Annotated in this window: 12 protein-coding genes and 4 pseudogenes; 12 read left to right on the top strand and 4 right to left on the bottom strand. The window is 70.8% G+C overall.

The genetic code is table 11. The annotated features are described in order from the left end of the window. Positions 1-23 precede the first annotated feature (23 nt). A complete protein-coding gene (locus ASG32_RS20830) occupies positions 24-269 on the bottom strand; it encodes a hypothetical protein (protein ID WP_056530886.1) in 246 nt (81 codons plus the stop codon). A 257-nt stretch (positions 270-526) separates the two neighbouring features. Here ASG32_RS20830 and ASG32_RS20825 point away from each other — a divergent pair, with 257 nt between their 5' ends. From ASG32_RS20825 to ASG32_RS20805, 5 genes are all read left to right on the top strand, one after another. Further along, complete coding sequence (locus ASG32_RS20825) at positions 527-1,156, top strand: phospholipase A2 family protein (protein WP_026605148.1); 630 nt, start codon at positions 527-529, stop codon at positions 1,154-1,156. Positions 1,157-1,261: 105 nt separating this feature from the next. Further along, the gene (locus ASG32_RS20820) at positions 1,262-3,574 is read left to right on the top strand and encodes a CHASE domain-containing protein (protein ID WP_056530223.1); all 2,313 of its coding nucleotides are present in this window, start codon (positions 1,262-1,264) and stop codon (positions 3,572-3,574) included. Between the two features lie 143 nt (positions 3,575-3,717). Then, positions 3,718-5,757 carry a YgiQ family radical SAM protein gene (locus ASG32_RS20815; RefSeq protein WP_056530220.1) on the top strand — a complete coding sequence of 680 codons (2,040 nt, stop codon included), beginning with the start codon at positions 3,718-3,720 and terminating at the stop codon, positions 5,755-5,757. 104 nt (positions 5,758-5,861) lie between these two features. Next, positions 5,862-6,206, top strand: coding sequence for a hypothetical protein (locus ASG32_RS34040; protein WP_020094510.1), 345 nt, complete (start codon positions 5,862-5,864; stop codon positions 6,204-6,206). Further along, positions 6,203-7,498 carry a hydantoinase/carbamoylase family amidase gene (locus ASG32_RS20805; protein ID WP_056530217.1) on the top strand — a complete coding sequence of 432 codons (1,296 nt, stop codon included), beginning with the start codon at positions 6,203-6,205 and terminating at the stop codon, positions 7,496-7,498. The genes ASG32_RS34040 and ASG32_RS20805 overlap by 4 nt, the downstream gene beginning before the upstream one ends. On the opposite strand, the gene ASG32_RS20800 is transcribed toward ASG32_RS20805, so the two are convergent. Further along, on the bottom strand, positions 7,473-8,165 hold the full coding sequence (locus tag ASG32_RS20800) for a helix-turn-helix domain-containing protein (RefSeq protein WP_056530214.1): 693 nt from the start codon (positions 8,163-8,165) through the stop codon (positions 7,473-7,475). The two genes, ASG32_RS20805 and ASG32_RS20800, sit on opposite strands and share 26 nt — an antisense overlap. Before the next feature lie 99 nt (positions 8,166-8,264). On the opposite strand from ASG32_RS20800, the gene ASG32_RS20795 reads away from it, so the two are divergent. From ASG32_RS20795 to ASG32_RS32745, 5 genes are all read left to right on the top strand, one after another. Then, the gene (locus tag ASG32_RS20795) at positions 8,265-9,056 is read left to right on the top strand and encodes a VOC family protein (protein WP_056530210.1); all 792 of its coding nucleotides are present in this window, start codon (positions 8,265-8,267) and stop codon (positions 9,054-9,056) included. 13 nt (positions 9,057-9,069) lie between these two features. Beyond that, positions 9,070-9,570, top strand: a complete 501-nt coding sequence (locus tag ASG32_RS20790; RefSeq protein ID WP_020094506.1) for a VOC family protein — start codon at positions 9,070-9,072, stop codon at positions 9,568-9,570. Continuing rightward, the gene (locus tag ASG32_RS20785; protein ID WP_056530206.1) at positions 9,563-10,228 is read left to right on the top strand and encodes a dihydrofolate reductase family protein; all 666 of its coding nucleotides are present in this window, start codon (positions 9,563-9,565) and stop codon (positions 10,226-10,228) included. Before ASG32_RS20790 ends, ASG32_RS20785 begins: the two co-directional genes overlap by 8 nt. Before the next feature lie 274 nt (positions 10,229-10,502). Further along, on the top strand, positions 10,503-11,039 hold the full coding sequence (locus ASG32_RS20780) for a glyoxalase superfamily protein (RefSeq protein ID WP_042670241.1): 537 nt from the start codon (positions 10,503-10,505) through the stop codon (positions 11,037-11,039). A 459-nt stretch (positions 11,040-11,498) separates the two neighbouring features. After that, a complete protein-coding gene (locus ASG32_RS32745) occupies positions 11,499-12,473 on the top strand; it encodes a sterol desaturase family protein (protein ID WP_082557980.1) in 975 nt (324 codons plus the stop codon). 287 nt (positions 12,474-12,760) lie between these two features. Here the strand turns inward: ASG32_RS32745 and ASG32_RS35230 are convergent. Continuing rightward, positions 12,761-12,964 (bottom strand): annotated as a pseudogene (locus ASG32_RS35230) (transposase); the annotation flags it as partial. Positions 12,965-13,058: 94 nt separating this feature from the next. Then, positions 13,059-13,771: pseudogene (locus tag ASG32_RS20770) on the bottom strand (IS630 family transposase); the annotation flags it as partial. 159 nt (positions 13,772-13,930) lie between these two features. On the opposite strand from ASG32_RS20770, the pseudogene ASG32_RS32740 reads away from it, so the two are divergent. Continuing rightward, a pseudogene (locus ASG32_RS32740) lies at positions 13,931-14,167 on the top strand (IS66 family transposase); the annotation flags it as partial. Positions 14,168-14,218: 51 nt separating this feature from the next. Beyond that, a pseudogene (locus tag ASG32_RS20760) lies at positions 14,219-15,373 on the top strand (IS66 family transposase); the annotation flags it as partial. Positions 15,374-15,389: the final 16 nt, after the last annotated feature.

The following is a 15,389-nucleotide window of genomic DNA, read 5'->3' as shown; positions in this document are numbered from 1 at the left end:
CCAGCGGTGCGGCGAGGCGCGCCCTAGCGCCCGGGATGCGGGCGGCGCGGATCGACGGTGCCGACCGCCGACGGGGGCCTGCCGTCGCCGTCGAGGATACCGGCGCGCCCGTCCGGCGCCGTCCGCGGATCCGCGAGCGTCGCGCGGCCCTGGAGGCCGCCGGGGGCGGTGACGGCCGGGATGCCGGCGGGGGCGGTGAAGCTCTGCGCCAGGGCGGGCCCGGACAGGCCGATCCCGATCACGGCGCCGATCAGAAGACGAGAGGTCATGGCGGAGGTCCAGCTCAGGTCTGTCGCCGGGATCATCCCGGCCGCGTTACGCCTCGATGTGGGATCCGCGACCCCGGGGTCCAACACGCGGGATGAGCCCCCGTGCGCCCGCGCACTGCGCCGCGTGCCGCGCCGCCCGGGCGGTGCCGCCCCGCGGCCCGCGTCCGCCCCGCAGGGCTCCGTGACCGTGGCGGGCGAAAGTCCGGAACGGAGAAGCCGAGCTTCGAGTTGAGGGGCCGCTGAATCAGGGGCCATCCGTGAGACCGTCTCTCCTCGCCACGCTCGGGCTTCTGCTCGTCGCCTACCCGCACGCGTCCGGGGCGCAGGGCGTTCCAGACTCGCGAGGCGTCCAGAGCGTCCAAGACGTGCAGGATGTCCGAGACCTGCCGGCCGCGACCGTCGAGCCGGGCGAGCCTCGCCCGGGACCGCCCCCGCCGCTCCCGGACATCTCGGACCCGAACGGCCGGGCCGGCGAGGCCCTGAACGAGCCCGGCGAGCGCTCCGGCATCCCGAAGGCCCTGCGCTCCTCCGGATCGAAGGCGGGCGGGCCGGCCAACGATCTCAACCCGAGCGGGCAGGCAGAGGCGCCGGCACCGCCGAAGGGCGACCTGGGCCGGGTCATCGCCGGCAAGGAGCTGTTCCACGGCAATTACTGCGGCACGGGTCAGCGCGGCGAGGGGCTGCCGCCGACCGACGCCCTCGATGCCGCGTGCATGCGCCACGACGCCTGCTACGACGCGGCGGGCTACCGTTCGTGCGCCTGCGACGCGACGCTGAGGCGCGAGGCTTCCACCGTGTCGGACAGCCCGGACGCGGCGCTGGAGGTGCGGCGCCGGGCGCTGAGCGTGATCGAGGCTACCGCCGCGATGGCGTGCCGCGCGCCCTGAGCGCCCGCCGCGATGCGGGGATCTCGCCCCGGTGACGCCACCATGGACTTGCATCCCGGCGCATGCCTGCTTTCACGGGCCGCAGTCGAAGTCCGGTCTCGCCCCTTGTCCCACCGCACCGCATCGCAGGGTCCTGTCGCGCCCGCCGCCCGCCGCGGGGCGGGCGCGGCGCGCTGGATCCCGCCCGCGATCCTGGCCGCCGGCCTCCTCGCGACCGGGCTGAGCACGGCCCTCACCTGGCAGGCGGCGGCGCTGCGCGACCGCATGACCTTCGAGCACGCCACCGAGATCGAGCTGCGCACGGTCGAGGACCAGTTCCGCACCTACACCGCCCTCCTGCGCGGCGCCGCCGGCCTGTTCGCCGCCGAAGGCGCCACCGTCACGCTGGCCCAGTTCCGGGCCTACGTGCAGCGGATCGAGCTGCAGCGCCTCTATCCCGGGTTCCTCGGCATCGGCTTCACGCCGACCCTGCCCGCCTCCGCGCGGGAGACGTTCGCCGCGCGCGCCGCGGCCCTGGGCGTCGAGAATGCCCGGGTCCGGCCGCCGACCGACAACCCGATGATCAGCCCGGTCCTGTTCGCCGAGCCGCCGAACCCGCGCAACCTCGCCGCCATCGGCTACGACGTGATGTCGGACCCGGTGCGGCGCGACATGGTCGAGCGGGCCCGCGACACCGGCCAGCCGGCCGCCTCGGCGCGGATCCAGCTCGTGCAGGAGATCGACGCGAACAAGCAGGCGGGCTTCCTCGTCGCCATGCCGGTCTATGCCGGCGGCGCCGTGCCGCCGGACCTCGAGGACCGGCGGCGGCGCTTCCTGGGCTTCGTGTTCGGCGCCTTCCGGGCCGACGACCTGTTCAACAGCATCGTGGCGGCGGAGGCCGAGGAGGACGCGGCCTTCGCCATCTACGACGGCGCGCCGAGCGAGGCGAACCTGCTGCACCGGTCCGCGCGGGCCTCCGCCGCCGGGGCGGGGCGCCTCACCCGCGAGGCGCATCTCGAGCTCGGCGGCCGCACCTGGACCGTGGCGTTCGCGCAGCGCGTCTCGCCCCGGCGCGGCTCGGCGCTGCCGGAGATCTGGCTCGTCTGCGGCGGCGGCCTGTTCGCCACCGCCCTGCTGGCCTTCGCGGCCTACCGGCAGCGCCGCACGCAGGACGAGATCCGCCAGCTCAACGCGTCGCTGGAGGCCCGCGTCGAGGAGCGGACGCGCGATCTCCGGGCGGCGGCCGACCGTCTGCGGCAGGCCGGGGAGGAGCGGGCGCGCATGGAGGAGGCGCTGCGCCAGTCGCAGAAGATGGAGGCGGTGGGCCAGCTCACCGGCGGGCTGGCGCACGACTTCAACAACCTTCTGGCGGGCATCTCGGGCTCGCTGGAGCTCATCGAGGCCCGCATCGCCCAGGGGCGGTCGAAGGATGTCGGCAAGTACATCGCCGCCGCCCAGGGCGCCGCCCGGCGGGCCGCGGCCCTCACCCACCGCCTGCTCGCGTTCTCGCGCCGCCAGACGCTGGCGCCCAGGGCGATCGACGCCGATCGGCTGGTCCGCGGGATGCTCGACCTGATCCAGCGCACGGTCGGGCCGAGCGTCGAGGTGCGGCACGTCGGGGCGGACGGGCTCTGGGCCGCGCTCGCGGACCCGTCCCAGCTGGAGAACGCGCTCCTGAACCTCTGCATCAACGCGCGGGACGCGATGCCCGGGGGCGGCCGGATCACCATCGAGACCGACAACCGCTGGATCGACCGGCAGCAGGCCGACGCCCAGGACATGCCGGAGGGGCCGTACCTGTCGCTGTGCGTGTCCGATACCGGCACCGGCATGCCCCCGGAGGTCGTCGCCCGGGCCTTCGACCCGTTCTTCACCACCAAGCCGATGGGCGAGGGCACCGGCCTCGGCCTGTCGATGATCTACGGCTTCGCCAAGCAATCCGGCGGGCAGGTCCGGATCACCTCGACGGTCGGCCGGGGCACGAACGTGTGCATCTACCTGCCGCGGCACTTCGGCGAGGCGGACGCGGACGGGCCCGACCCGGGCAGGGGCCTGATGGCGCAGGCCGAGGCGGGCGAGACCGTGCTGATCGTGGACGACGAGCCGACGGTGCGCATGCTGGTGACGGACGTGCTGAGCGACCTCGGCTACACGGCGATCGAGGCCGCGGACGGCGCGGGCGGGCTCAGCGTGCTGCAATCGGGCGCGCGGATCGACCTGCTCGTCACGGATGTCGGCCTGCCCGGCGGCATGAACGGGCGCCAGATGGCCGACGCCGCCCGGGTCGGCCGACCGGAGCTGAAGGTGCTGTTCATCACCGGCTTCTCCGAGACCGCGCTGCCGGGCGACGGGCGTCTCGAGCCCGGCATGGCGGTGCTGACGAAGCCCTTCGCCGTGGAGGCCCTGGCCGCCCGCATCCGCGAGCTGATCGCGCGCTGAGCCGGGCCGGCCGCGACGGCGGCGCATCGCCTGTCTCGAGGTGCGCCGGATCGGCGCAGGGCGCCCTCGGGCGGCACGGCCGCGGCCACCGCCGCCCTGCCATTCGTTGAGATCGCGGCCCCGGAGGCCTATGCAGGGACACCATGGAACTCCAAGCGTCCACCGTCCGTCCCCTGGCGCCCCCCGTCCGCACGCCGTCGCCGCGCGGGCCCGCTGCGCCGTTCCTGCCCATGAGCCGCGCCGAGATGGCGGCCCTGGGATGGGAGTCCTGCGACATCGTGCTGGTGACCGGTGACGCCTACGTGGACCACCCGAGCTTCGGCATGGCCATCATCGGCCGGCTGCTCGAATCGCAGGGCTTCCGGGTCGGCATCATCGCCCAGCCCGACTGGCACTCGGCGGAGCCGTTCAAGGCGCTCGGCAAGCCGAACCTGTTCTTCGGCGTCACCGGCGGCAACCTCGATTCGATGGTGAACCGCTACACGGCGGACCGGCGGTTGCGCCACGACGACGCCTACACGGCCGGCGGCGAGGGCGGCCGGCGCCCGGACCGCTGCACCATCGTCTACACGCAGCGCTGCCGCGAGGCCTTCAAGGACGTCCCGGTCGTGCTCGGCGGCATCGAGGCGTCGCTGCGCCGGATCGCGCACTACGATTACTGGTCCGACAAGGTGCGCCGCTCGATCCTGGCCGACGCCAAGGCGGACCTGCTGATCTACGGCAACGCCGAGCGCGCCGTGGTCGAGGTGGCGAACCGCCTCGCGGCCGGCGAGGCGCCGCACCAGCTCGACGCGATCCGGGGCGTCGCCCTGTTCCGCCGCGTGCCCGCCCACTACACCGAGCTGCCCGCCGACGACCTCGACTCGACGGACGAGGCCGCCACCCGCCGGCCCGGCGAGACCGTGATCCGGCTGCCCGCCTACGACGAGGTCAAGGACGACAAGGAGGCCTACGCCCGCGCCTCGCGCGTGCTGCACCGGGAGGCCAATCCCGGCAACGCGCGCCCCCTCGTCCAGCGCCACGGCGACCGCGACCTGTGGCTCAACCCGCCGCCGATCCCGCTGACCAGCGACGAGATGGACGCGGTCTACGACCTCCCCTACGCCCGCGCCCCGCACCCGTCCTACGGCGACGCGAAGATCCCCGCCTGGGACATGATCAAGTTCTCGGTGACGATCATGCGCGGCTGCTTCGGTGGCTGCACCTTCTGCTCGATCACCGAGCACGAGGGCCGCGTCATCCAGAACCGCTCGGAGGGCTCGATCCTGCGCGAGATCGAGCGGATCCGCGACAAGACCCCGGGCTTCACGGGCGTGATCTCGGATGTCGGCGGGCCGACGGCGAACATGTACCGGATGGCCTGCAAGGACCCGAAGATCGAGGCGGCGTGCCGGCTGCCCTCCTGCGTCTTCCCGGACGTCTGCCCGAACCTGAACACCTCGCATGACGACCTGATCCGGCTCTACCGGAAGGTCCGCGAGGTGAAGGGCGTCAAGAAGGTGATGGTCGCCTCGGGCGTGCGCTACGACCTCGCGGTGAAGAGCCCCGAATACATCAAGGAGCTCGTCACCCACCATGTCGGCGGGCGCCTGAAGATCGCGCCCGAGCACACCGAGCGCGGCCCCCTCGACAAGATGATGAAGCCAGGGATCGGCACCTACGACCGGTTCAAGGAGATGTTCGACGCCGCCGCCAAGGAGGCGGGTAAGAAGTACTACCTGATCCCGTACTTCATCGCGGCGCATCCGGGCACGACCGACGAGGACATGATGCACCTCGCGCTCTGGCTCAAGAAGAACAACTACCGCGCCGACCAAGTCCAGACGTTCCTGCCCTCGCCGATGGCGACCGCAACCGCGATGTACCACACCGAGATCAACACGCTGCGGGGCGTGAAACGCGGCGGCAGCGAGTCGGTCGAGGCGATCAAGGGCCTGCGCCAGCGCCGGCTGCACAAGGCGTTCCTGCGCTACCACGACCCCGAGAACTGGCCCCTGCTGCGCGAGGCGCTGCGGGAGATGGGCCGCGCCGATCTCATCGGGCCGCGGCCGGACCAGCTGGTGCCGTTCTCGCAGCCGCCGGGGACCGGCGCCGGGGCGGGCCGGACGGGCGGCCAGCCGCGACCCCGCTACACGGGCGGCGGCCAGCGCTTCACCACGAAGGGCGTGCCGCTGCGCAAGTGACGGTTCGTGACGGGTCCGGCGCGCCGTAACGAATTGATACGCGCCGGCCATATTGCCGCGCGGCCGGCCGGTCAGCCTCACCGGCGATCGACACGGAGGTCGCGATGGCTGTCGCCTGCCCTGTTCTGACGCCCGAAGAGCGCAAGGCGTCCGAGATCCTGGACGCCGCGCAGCGCGCGATGATGGAGACGGTGCAGGCGGCGGTGGCGGAGGCCGCCGCGCGGGTGCGCCAGCAGAACCTCGATGCCGGCCTCGACCTCGCCCCGCCGCCCCGGGCCTATTTCGAGTCCGTGGTGCACCAGCGGATGTACCTGACGCTCTGCGGGGCGGCGGTCGGCACGTTCGCGGGCGGCGACGCCAGGACGGCGATCGGCCTCATCCGGAATCAGCAGCTGATCGCCAACCGCTACTGGGGGGCCGGGATCGCGGTGACGCCGAGGGCGCCGTGACGGCGGCGCCCGAGAGCGCCGCCGGGATCGTCCTGGCGCGCGTCGACCGGCTCGCCGGGATCAGCGCCTACCCGTGGACCCTGACGCGGCGCGTCTTCAGCCCGCAGCAGGCCGAGGCCGAGGCGCTCGTCCTCGGCTGGATGGCGGAGGCCGGCCTGTCGGCCCGGCGCGATCCCGCCGGCAACCTCGTCGGCCGGATTGAGGGCGCGGTTCCGGGCGGCCCGGCCGTCGTCGTCGGGGGCCACGTCGACACGCGCGAGGATGCCGGCCGCTACGACGGGACGCTCGGCGTGCTGATCGGCATCGCCGCCGTCGAGCGCCTGATCCGGCACGGACCGCCGCCGCGCCACGCGGTCGAGGTCGTCGCCTTCGTCGCGGACGCGGCCGGCCGGTTCGGTCCCCGGCAGCTCGGCAGCCGGGCCGTGGTCGGGCGGCTCGCCCCGGACGCGCTGGACTGGGACGACGCCTACGGCGTCACCCTGCGTCGCGCCCTGGAGGCGCACGGGCTCGACCCGGCGCGCCTCGCGAGCGCGCGCCGGGCCTCGGACGCGATCCTGGCCTATCTCGAGGTCGCCGCCGAGGCCGGCCCCGTGCTGGAGCGATCGGGAGCGCCGGTCGGGATCGTGCCGGCCCTGTCGGAATCGACGATGCTCCGGGTCACGCTGACGGGCGCCGCCGTCGACGCGGCGGCGAACCCGATGCCGGGCCGGTGGGACGCCCTCGCCGGGGCGGCCGAATGCGTCCTCGCCGCCGAGCGCGTCGGCCTGGCGCGGGAGGGGGTCACCGTCACGGTCATGCGCCTCGACGTCGCGCCGGTGCCGACCTTCGTGGTCGCGGGGGCGGCGACACTGGGCGTCCGCGTCGATTCCGCCGACGACGGCGCGCGGCGCGCGGCCCTGGCGGAACTCGCCGCGGCGCTCGAGGCGGTCGCGGCGCGGCGCTGGCTGGGGATCACCGTCGAGCGCAGCGTCGATCCCGACGCCACCCGGTGCGATCCCGGTCTGGTCCGCCTGTTCGAGGAGGCCGTCGAGGCCGCGGGACACCGCGCCGTGCGGCTGGCGCAGGGTGTGACCACCGACGCGTCCCACATGGCCCTGCTCGGACCGATCGGCCTCGCGCTGATCCGCTGTCGGGGCGGCGTCGGCTGGGGGGCGGCGGGGACCGTCGACCCGGCGGACGTCGCGGTCGGCCTCGACGTGCTCGCCGGCGTTGTCGGCGCGCTCGCGGGCGGCGCGCCCTCCCCGCGCGAGCCGCGGGACGGGCACCTCAGCCCGCCTTGGCCGGCAGGGTGAAGAGGTCGATGAAGGACCGCGCCAGGTCGGCGGGGCCCGCGACGGCGAGCGTCCCGCCGGCGCCGTCCCGGTCCAGCGGCGCCTTGCCGTAGACCGTGCGGCGCATCGCCATCGTGTCGCCGGTGAAGGCGAGGTCGGGCGCCTCGGCGACGCCCCGCCGCACGCGGATCTCGCCGCCGGCCACCGTCGCGACGAAGTCCTCGCCTGGGAAGTGGAAAGCGACCGTCGCCGACAGCGCCGACGCCCGCCCGCGGTCGACCAGGGCCTCGAGCGACATCATGGCCGACGCCCCCGACATGAACAGGCTCGGATCGTGCCGCGGCGAGCGGGCGGCCCAGCGGCCCAGATCGCGCATCAGCGGCGCGGCCTCGCGGCCCCAGTCGGTGAGATCGTAGACCTGCACGTTGGCCGGCGACGGCAGCCGGTAGCGCAGGGCGATGCCCGCCGCTGCCAAGCTCTCCAGCCGCTGCGTCAGCACGTTCGCGCTGATCCCCGGGAGGTTTGCCCGGATCTCGCTGAACCGCCGGGGACCGTAGACCAGCTCGCGCATGATCAGCAGCGACCAGCGCTCGCCGATGAACTCCAGCGCGAGGGCCGTGCCGCAGGCGTCGTCGTACAGGCGCTCGCGAGGCCGGGATGCTAGATCGGTTATTTTTTCTGACTTCATGGTTGCTTTGTGTAACCGAGAATGCGAGCCTGGGCAAAGCGGGGCCGGAGGGGGCGCCGCGCAGCGGCCGCAGCGCCGATTGTCACGGAGGAGCGCCCGATGCCACCCGCCGAGGGGACACCCATCTGGTTCGAGCTGAACGCGTCCGACCCGGACGCCGCGCAGGCCTTCTACGAGGCGGTCGCCGGCTGGCGCGTCGCGCCGTCGCCGATGCCCGAGCACGGCGGCTACCGGATCGCGGAGGCCGACGGGGCGCCCGTGGCCGGAATCCGGCGGCCGATGCCCGAGGCCCCCGGCCTCCCCGGCTGGGCGGTCTACCTCGCGACCTCGGACGTCGACGCCCTGGCTTCCCGCGCGGTCGATCTCGGCGGCGCGGTCCGGTTCGGGCCCGTCGACATCCCCCATGTCGGCCGCTTCGCCATGGTGAGCGACCCGCAGGGCGTGGTCTTCGCCGCGATGAATCCGGCCCGTCCCGGCGCGAGCCGGGCCTTCGGGCCGGTGCCGCTCGAGACGGAGCGGACGCGCGGCCACGGCGTCTGGATCGAGCTCGCCACCCCCGATCCCGCGGCGGCCCTCGCCTTCTACGGGGCGCTGTTCGGCTGGGAGAAGCTCGGTGCCATGCCGATGGGCGACTTGGGCGAGTACGCCTTCATCGGGCGGGGCGACCTGCGCCCCGGCGCGGTGATGTCGAGCGCGGCCACCGGCGCGCCGGCCCGCTGGAACTGGTACATCCACGTCGCCGACATCGACGCCGCGCTCGCGACCGTCCGGGCGGCGGGCGGCACGGTCCTCCAGGGACCCGACCCGATCCCCGGCGGCAGCTACGCGGCCAACATCGCCGATCCGGCGGGCCACCAGCTCGGCCTCGCCGGCCCGCGGCAAGCCACGTGAGGAGCGTCCGGCCATGACGAGCGACAAGCTGACGACCTGCCTGTGGTTCGATCGCGGCGAGGCCCGCAAGGCCGCGGACTTCTACGCCGCGACCTTCCCCGACAGCCATGTCGGCGCGCCCATGAACGCCCCCTCGGATTTCCCCGGCGGGTCCGCGGGCGACGAACTCACGGTCGCGTTCACCGTCCTCGGCCGTCCGTTCGTCGGCCTGAACGGCGGCCCGGCCTTCCGGGCCAACCAGGCGGTCAGCTTCATGGTGCTGACCGACGATCAAGCGGAGACCGACCGCTACTGGGACGCCGTCGTGGGCCACGGCGGCGCGGAGAGCGCGTGCGGCTGGTGCACGGACCGCTGGGGCTTCTCCTGGCAGATCACGCCGCGCGCGCTCCTGCACGCCAACAGCCACCCCGACCGGGCTGCGGCCCGGCGCGCGTTCGAGGCCATGATGACCATGCGCAAGATCGACATCGCCCGGATCGAGGCTGCCCTCCGCGGGGACTCCGCCCATGCGTAAGATCACCGGCTCCCTCTTCCAGTCCCTCGACGGCGTGATCCAGGCACCGGGCGGTCCGGAGGAGGATCAGACCGGCTTCGCGCACGGCGGCTGGACCTTCCCGTACTTCGACGCGTCGCTCGCCGGGCCGATGGGCAAGCTGCTCGGCGGCGATTACGAGCTGCTGCTCGGCCGGCGCACCTACGAGATCTTCGCCGCCTACTGGCCGCACAACGCCGAGCAGCCGATCGGCGCGACCTTCAACGCGATCCGCAAGCATGTCGTGACCGGAAGCGACGCCGCCCTCGGCTGGAACAACAGCCGGCACCTCACCGGCGACCCCGTCGCGGCGGTCACCCGCCTCAAGGAGAGCGCGGGCCCCGACCTCCTCATCCAGGGCAGCAGCAGGCTCTATCCGGCGCTGCTTCCGGCGGGCCTCATCGACCGGCTCGTCCTGATCACATTCCCGGTCATGCTCGGCCGCGGCAAGCGCTGGTACGCGGACGACCCGGCGGCGGCCCGCACCTGGACGCTGGTCGAGCAGAGCCACTCGCCGAAGGGCGTCCACGTCGCGGTGTTCGCGCGGGACGGGGCGGTCCAGACCGGCAGTTTCGCCAGCAAACCACCCAGCGCGGACGAGATCGCGCTCCGCGAGCGCCAGGCGGCGGGTCGCTGGTAGACCGCCGCCTGCGGCAGCGACCGGCCGGCCGCGCGCACGGCACGGGGTCGTGACCCGTCGGAAGCCGGCAGGTCCCGTGTCAGCCTTCCCTCAAACCTCTTGGCGGCCGCGCCGCGGCCGGGGTAGCCTGCCGCCAGGCCGATGCGGCCTGCCGCTCGCCCCGGAACCGGGATGGTGAACGCATCGCGGACGACCCACCCCCACCGTGTCCCTGACCGGCGCCGGGTCGGCAATGCGGGCACCGACGGACCGACGCCGGCTCGGGGAGAGGACCATGACGACCGTCGATCAGGCCAAGACCATGGCCAAGCGGCTGCGCGCCGCGCTGGCAGCCCGCGACCTCGCCGTCCCGCACGCGGCCGCCCTCGAACTCGTCGCCGCCGGGCTGGGCTACGACGACTGGAACACCGCCTGCGCCGTCCTGGACCGGGACGCGGATGACGGCCCCCGTTTCCTGGAAGCGGTGCCGGTTCTGCGCATCTTCGACGAGGCCAAGGCGCGCGCGTTCTACTGCGGCTTTCTCGGCTTCACGCCCGGGTTCGAGCACCGGTTCGAGCCGGGTCTGCCGCTCTACATGGAGGTCGCCCGCGCGGGATTGCGATTGCACCTGACCGAGCACCACGGCGACGCCACCCCCGGCTCGACCGTGTTCGTGCCGATGCGCGGCATCCGGGCCTATCACCGGGCGCTCACCGACCAGCGCTACGGCTATGCCCGGCCCGGCATCGAGCAGGCGCCCTGGGGCGAGGTGCTGGAGGTGGCGGATCCGTTCGGGAACCGGTTGCGATTCTGCGAGCGCCGAACCGGGTGACCGGTCGGGCGGGCGGTCCGATCCGCCGCCGACCCAGCATCTGGACTCGATCGGCACCTGACGGCGACGACGGCGTTCAGAGCGACGCCCGAGGCGTGGTGTTGCCCTCGATCGCGAAGGCGGCCTGTGGGGAAAGGCCGATCCCGGGCGCATCCCCATCGCCGGCCGGGTCCCGATGCCGCCGGCGTGCTGGGCCCGCCTCCAGTCCGAAAGCGGATCGTAGGTGCCGGCCCGGAGCCCGTGCTGCAGCGCTCTCACCGCGACGGAGCCGCACGCTCGTATGGGTGCTCCCATAACGACCTTGATGTGGGTTAATAGGGGCGATCTCAAAAAACTTATTGAACATAGACACTAGGTCTAATATCTGACAATTTTTAGATCAATATTGAGAGAGCCGGCCACATCGCTTTGGTGCGCGCCTGCCTTTCTGGAATCGATTGAATTGCGTTGGAGGGAGCGATGACTGATTTTTTCAAGCAAATCATTCATGCGCCACAGTTGCTTATTACCTGGACAATGTTTTTCGGGTTCGGACTGGCATTTTATGTAGCTTATATTGCAAAGAACCGCGCGAAATTCTCATTCCGTGGACTTGCGAAGCACTGCGTGCCGTTCAATGTCCTCACGGAAAAAAGCTTCCACACAGATGTAAAAATATACATCATTGGAAAATTGACAGGCAGTTTCATCGTGATACCTGCCATATTTCTCACTGCTGTTTGCTGCAATGCATATAGTTCTCTCGCGCATCTACTTTTCCCGGATTTCAAGAACCTCGAGTTTAGTATTTTTTATGCCAGCATTTGCACGATCGTCGTGTTCGTTGTCGTGGAATTCTCGGATTTTATCTGCCATTATGTTGAGCATAAAGTGCCGTTCCTGTGGGAGCTTCATAAAGTCCATCATTCGGCGCAAACTCTGAACCCTCTGACATCGAAGCGAGGCCATCCCGTGGGGATGGCGCTCGAAGCCATCGTTCGAGGGCTTCTGACTGCCGTGCCCGGTGGCTTGTTCATGTTCCTGTTCGGTCTCAGCGTCGTTGAAGCAACGTCACTATCTTGGGTCGCATCGAAAGTTTTCATTCTTCTCACTCTCGATCCGCTGAAGCATTCGCATCTTCCGATAAGCTTGGGTTTCTTCGATAAATTCCTGATCAGCCCGCATATGCACCAGATACATCACAGCAAGGTGCAGGCGCATTGGGACAAAAATTTCGGTACAAATTTGTCTATATTCGATTGGATGTTCGGGACTGCCTACAGACCGAGTCGGAACGAGATGCCGGTATTCGGCATCTCTGGCCTCAAAGACGAAACGTTGATGAAATACAACTCTCTGTACGGGTCCTATGTCGCGCCTCTGACCAGGAGCTACAGAAAGATCCGGAAAATGTTCAATCATGAAACAGGCTCAACCGAGCGATCGGCATCCTAGCTGGGGGCTCATTCAGGCCCATGCGATGACACGGGAGACGAGCGCGACGGCGGCGAGATGATCATGGGTCAAGCGATCGTGGTGGGTCGTGACGGGCCGCCAGTTTCTGAGGTGTCCGCAAAGGCACGCGACTCGATTGCGTCGCCGGTCGGCGATCCGGCTGTGCTTGTAGGGCACCGTCCGCGTGGCCGTGGACGGGATGGTGGCGATCAGTTCGGTGGCTCTTGAGCCAATCCCCCAGGCTCTGCGCGTCGCAGGCTCTGTCGGCCGTCAGAGCCCGTGATGAGCCACCTGTTGTAGCGGTTGTGGATCGTCGTGTGGGTGCCGTGGGCGGAGGGCGTGTCCTGCCAGCGGCAGCCGACCTTCGGGACGTGCCGGATGCCGCTGATCACCCGCCTGTCGTCGATCCGAGGTTTGCCCGGTTGGCCATGCGGCAGAAGCGGCTCGATCCGCGCCCAGGCGTCGTCTGAGAGCCAGAACAACCGCGCCATCGCGATCCTCTCGCGCGGAGAACTCCACAATCAGGAAGCGGACGCGAGCGGACGCAGATCGTTGTATGAGTGCCCGAACTAGAGCGGTTTCGGTTTAATCGGGGTCGTATCCTGCCGCGACGAAGAAGTTTGCGGCCTCGTCGGGCGTAACGGCATCGACGAGCCGCCCGATTGTGGTCCAGAGCCCTTCGCGCGTGCGCGCGGCGGCCTTGCGCAGCCCCGCCTTCAACTTCGAGAACGCCATCTCGATCGGATTGAAGTCCGGCGAGTAGGGCGGGAGGAACAGGAGCCGCGCGCCCGCCGCCTCGATCGCCGCGCGCACGGCCGGGCCTTTGTGGCTGCTGAGATTGTCCATGATCACGATGTCCCCGGGTGCGAGTTCGGGCACCAGGACCTGATCGACGTAGACTTGGAAGGCGTCGCGGTTGATCGGCCCGTCGAGCACGAACGGCGCGGCGATCCCGGACAGGCGCAGGCCCGCCACCAGGGTCGTGGTCTTCCAATGACCGTGCGGGACGGGGGAGCGCAGCCACTGGCCGCGGGGACAGCGCCCGCGGGTGCGGGCCATGTTGGTGGCGGTCCACGTCTCGTCGAGGAACACCAGCCGGTCCGGGTCGAGATCGGGCTGGCTCTCGAACCACGCTTCCCGGGCGGCCTTCACGTCCGGCCGATCCTGCTCTGCGGCGTGGGCCGTCTTTTTTTGTACGTCAGGTCGCGCGCGTCGAGGAAGGCCCACAACGTGCCGAGCCCGACGGTGAGGCCATGCTCGTCCTGCAACCGGGCGCGCATCTCCTCCAGGGTGATGTCGACCGTCTGTAATTACCCACGCCCTTGCGCGGGACGGATTTCGCTGATTCTCTCGTGCGATGGGCCGCAGCGACCTTGAACGGCTGAGCCGCGAAGAGCTGATCGAGGGTAATTACCCACGCCCTTGCGCGGGACGGATTTCGCTGATTCTCTCGTGCGATGGGCCGCAGCGACCTTGAACGGCTGAGCCGCGAAGAGCTGATCGAGCTGGTGCTGCGGCTGCAGCGGCCAGAGAAGACCTCACGCACCTCGTCCAAGCCGCCCGCGACCGATCGCAAGGAGCAGCGGGAGCACTCCAAGCCCGGCGGCGCCAAGCCGGGTCACGAGGGTCACAGCCGCGTCGTGAGCGACGATCCCGATGCTGTCGTCGAGCATCGTCCCGAGGCGTGCGCGTGCNGGGCGTAGGCCCACTGGGTGATCGTGCCGGCGCCGAGGCACACCACGTAGCGGGAGCACTCCAAGCCCGGCGGCGCCAAGCCGGGTCACGAGGGTCACAGCCGCGTCGTGAGCGACGATCCCGATGCTGTCGTCGAGCATCGTCCCGAGGCGTGCGCGTGCTGCGGCGCCGGCCTGCACGTCACTCTTCCGGCAGAGGTCGTCAGCGTCGCCGAGCAGATCGAGCTGCCCGCGGTGGCGCCGATCGTGACGCAGCACCAGCGTCTCGCGGTCCGCTGCCCGCGCTGTGGGGAGCGGATGGTCGCACCGGTGCCGGAGGCAGCGCGCGGCACGCCGTTCGGCCCACGGCTGCATGCGGTGGCGACGTACCTTAAGACCTTTCAGGCGCTCTCATACGAACGGTTGCAGGCGGCGCTCTCCGACCTGTTTGGCCTCACCCTCAGCCAGGGCGGGCTGATGAACCTGCTCCGCCGCGCGCAGGGCTGCTTCCACCCGGGCCGCGACGCGGCCATCGCGACCCTGCGCCGGGCTGAGGTCGTCGCCTGCGACGAGACCGGCGTGCGCATCGAGGGCTCGAACGCTTACCACTGGCTGTTCCACTCGGCGCAAGCCGTGGTGCACACGCCGTCCCCGACGCGTGGCGCTGTCGTGGTGCGGGAGATGATGGACGGGCACCGACCGGCGGTGTGGATCTCGGATCGCTACACGGCCCAACAAGGCCACGCGGATGAGCACCAGACCTGCCTGGCGCATCTGGCCCGCGATGTTGCCTACGCTGTCGAGGTCAGCGACGATCCCGTGCCCTGGCGCCTGCAACTCTGGCTACAGAGCGTGTTCGCTCTGGCCGAGCGCGTCACAGACTTGGCTGCCGCGACGCTCTCGGCCAAGCGCCGGAGCCTGGATCGGCAACTCGGTGCCATCCTGGCCACGCCGAGCCGCTGTGACCTGACCCGCGACCTGCAGGCCAAGATCAGCCGCGCGCGCGATCAGCTCCTGGTGTTCCTCGCCTATCCCGGAAAGGTCGAGCCGACCAATAACGGCTCCGAGCGGCTGCTTCGTCCGGCCGTCGTGCAGCGGAAGGTGACCAACGGCTACCGCGCCATGTGGGCCGCCGAGGGCGAGGCCGCCATCCGCACCGTCGTCGACACCGCCCGCATCACAGGCAGCAGCCCCTTCAGCACCGTCCTCAAAACCATCGGCGCCTGAACCCCGCCATCACAGG

It is taken from the genome of Methylobacterium sp. Leaf361 (genome assembly GCF_001424445.1).
In the GTDB taxonomy this organism is placed as follows: domain Bacteria; phylum Pseudomonadota; class Alphaproteobacteria; order Rhizobiales; family Beijerinckiaceae; genus Methylobacterium.
Note: the sequence above shows the minus strand (reverse complement) of the source record. Positions and strands in the feature narration are given on the sequence as shown.

Bases quoted from the DNA above. Each gene is read 5' to 3' on its own strand.
- ASG32_RS20830 (WP_056530886.1), bottom strand. From the start codon at position 269: ATGACCTCTCGTCTTCTGATCGGCGCCGTGATCGGGATCGGCCTGTCC.
- ASG32_RS20815 (WP_056530220.1), top strand. From the start codon at position 3,718: ATGGAACTCCAAGCGTCCACCGTCCGTCCCCTGGCGCCCCCCGTCCGC.
- ASG32_RS34040 (WP_020094510.1), top strand. From the start codon at position 5,862: ATGGCTGTCGCCTGCCCTGTTCTGACGCCCGAAGAGCGCAAGGCGTCC.
- ASG32_RS20800 (WP_056530214.1), bottom strand. From the start codon at position 8,165: ATGAAGTCAGAAAAAATAACCGATCTAGCATCCCGGCCTCGCGAGCGC.
- ASG32_RS20795 (WP_056530210.1), top strand. From the start codon at position 8,265: ATGCCACCCGCCGAGGGGACACCCATCTGGTTCGAGCTGAACGCGTCC.
- ASG32_RS20790 (WP_020094506.1), top strand. From the start codon at position 9,070: ATGACGAGCGACAAGCTGACGACCTGCCTGTGGTTCGATCGCGGCGAG.
- ASG32_RS20785 (WP_056530206.1), top strand. From the start codon at position 9,563: ATGCGTAAGATCACCGGCTCCCTCTTCCAGTCCCTCGACGGCGTGATC.
- ASG32_RS20780 (WP_042670241.1), top strand. From the start codon at position 10,503: ATGACGACCGTCGATCAGGCCAAGACCATGGCCAAGCGGCTGCGCGCC.
- ASG32_RS32745 (WP_082557980.1), top strand. From the start codon at position 11,499: ATGACTGATTTTTTCAAGCAAATCATTCATGCGCCACAGTTGCTTATT.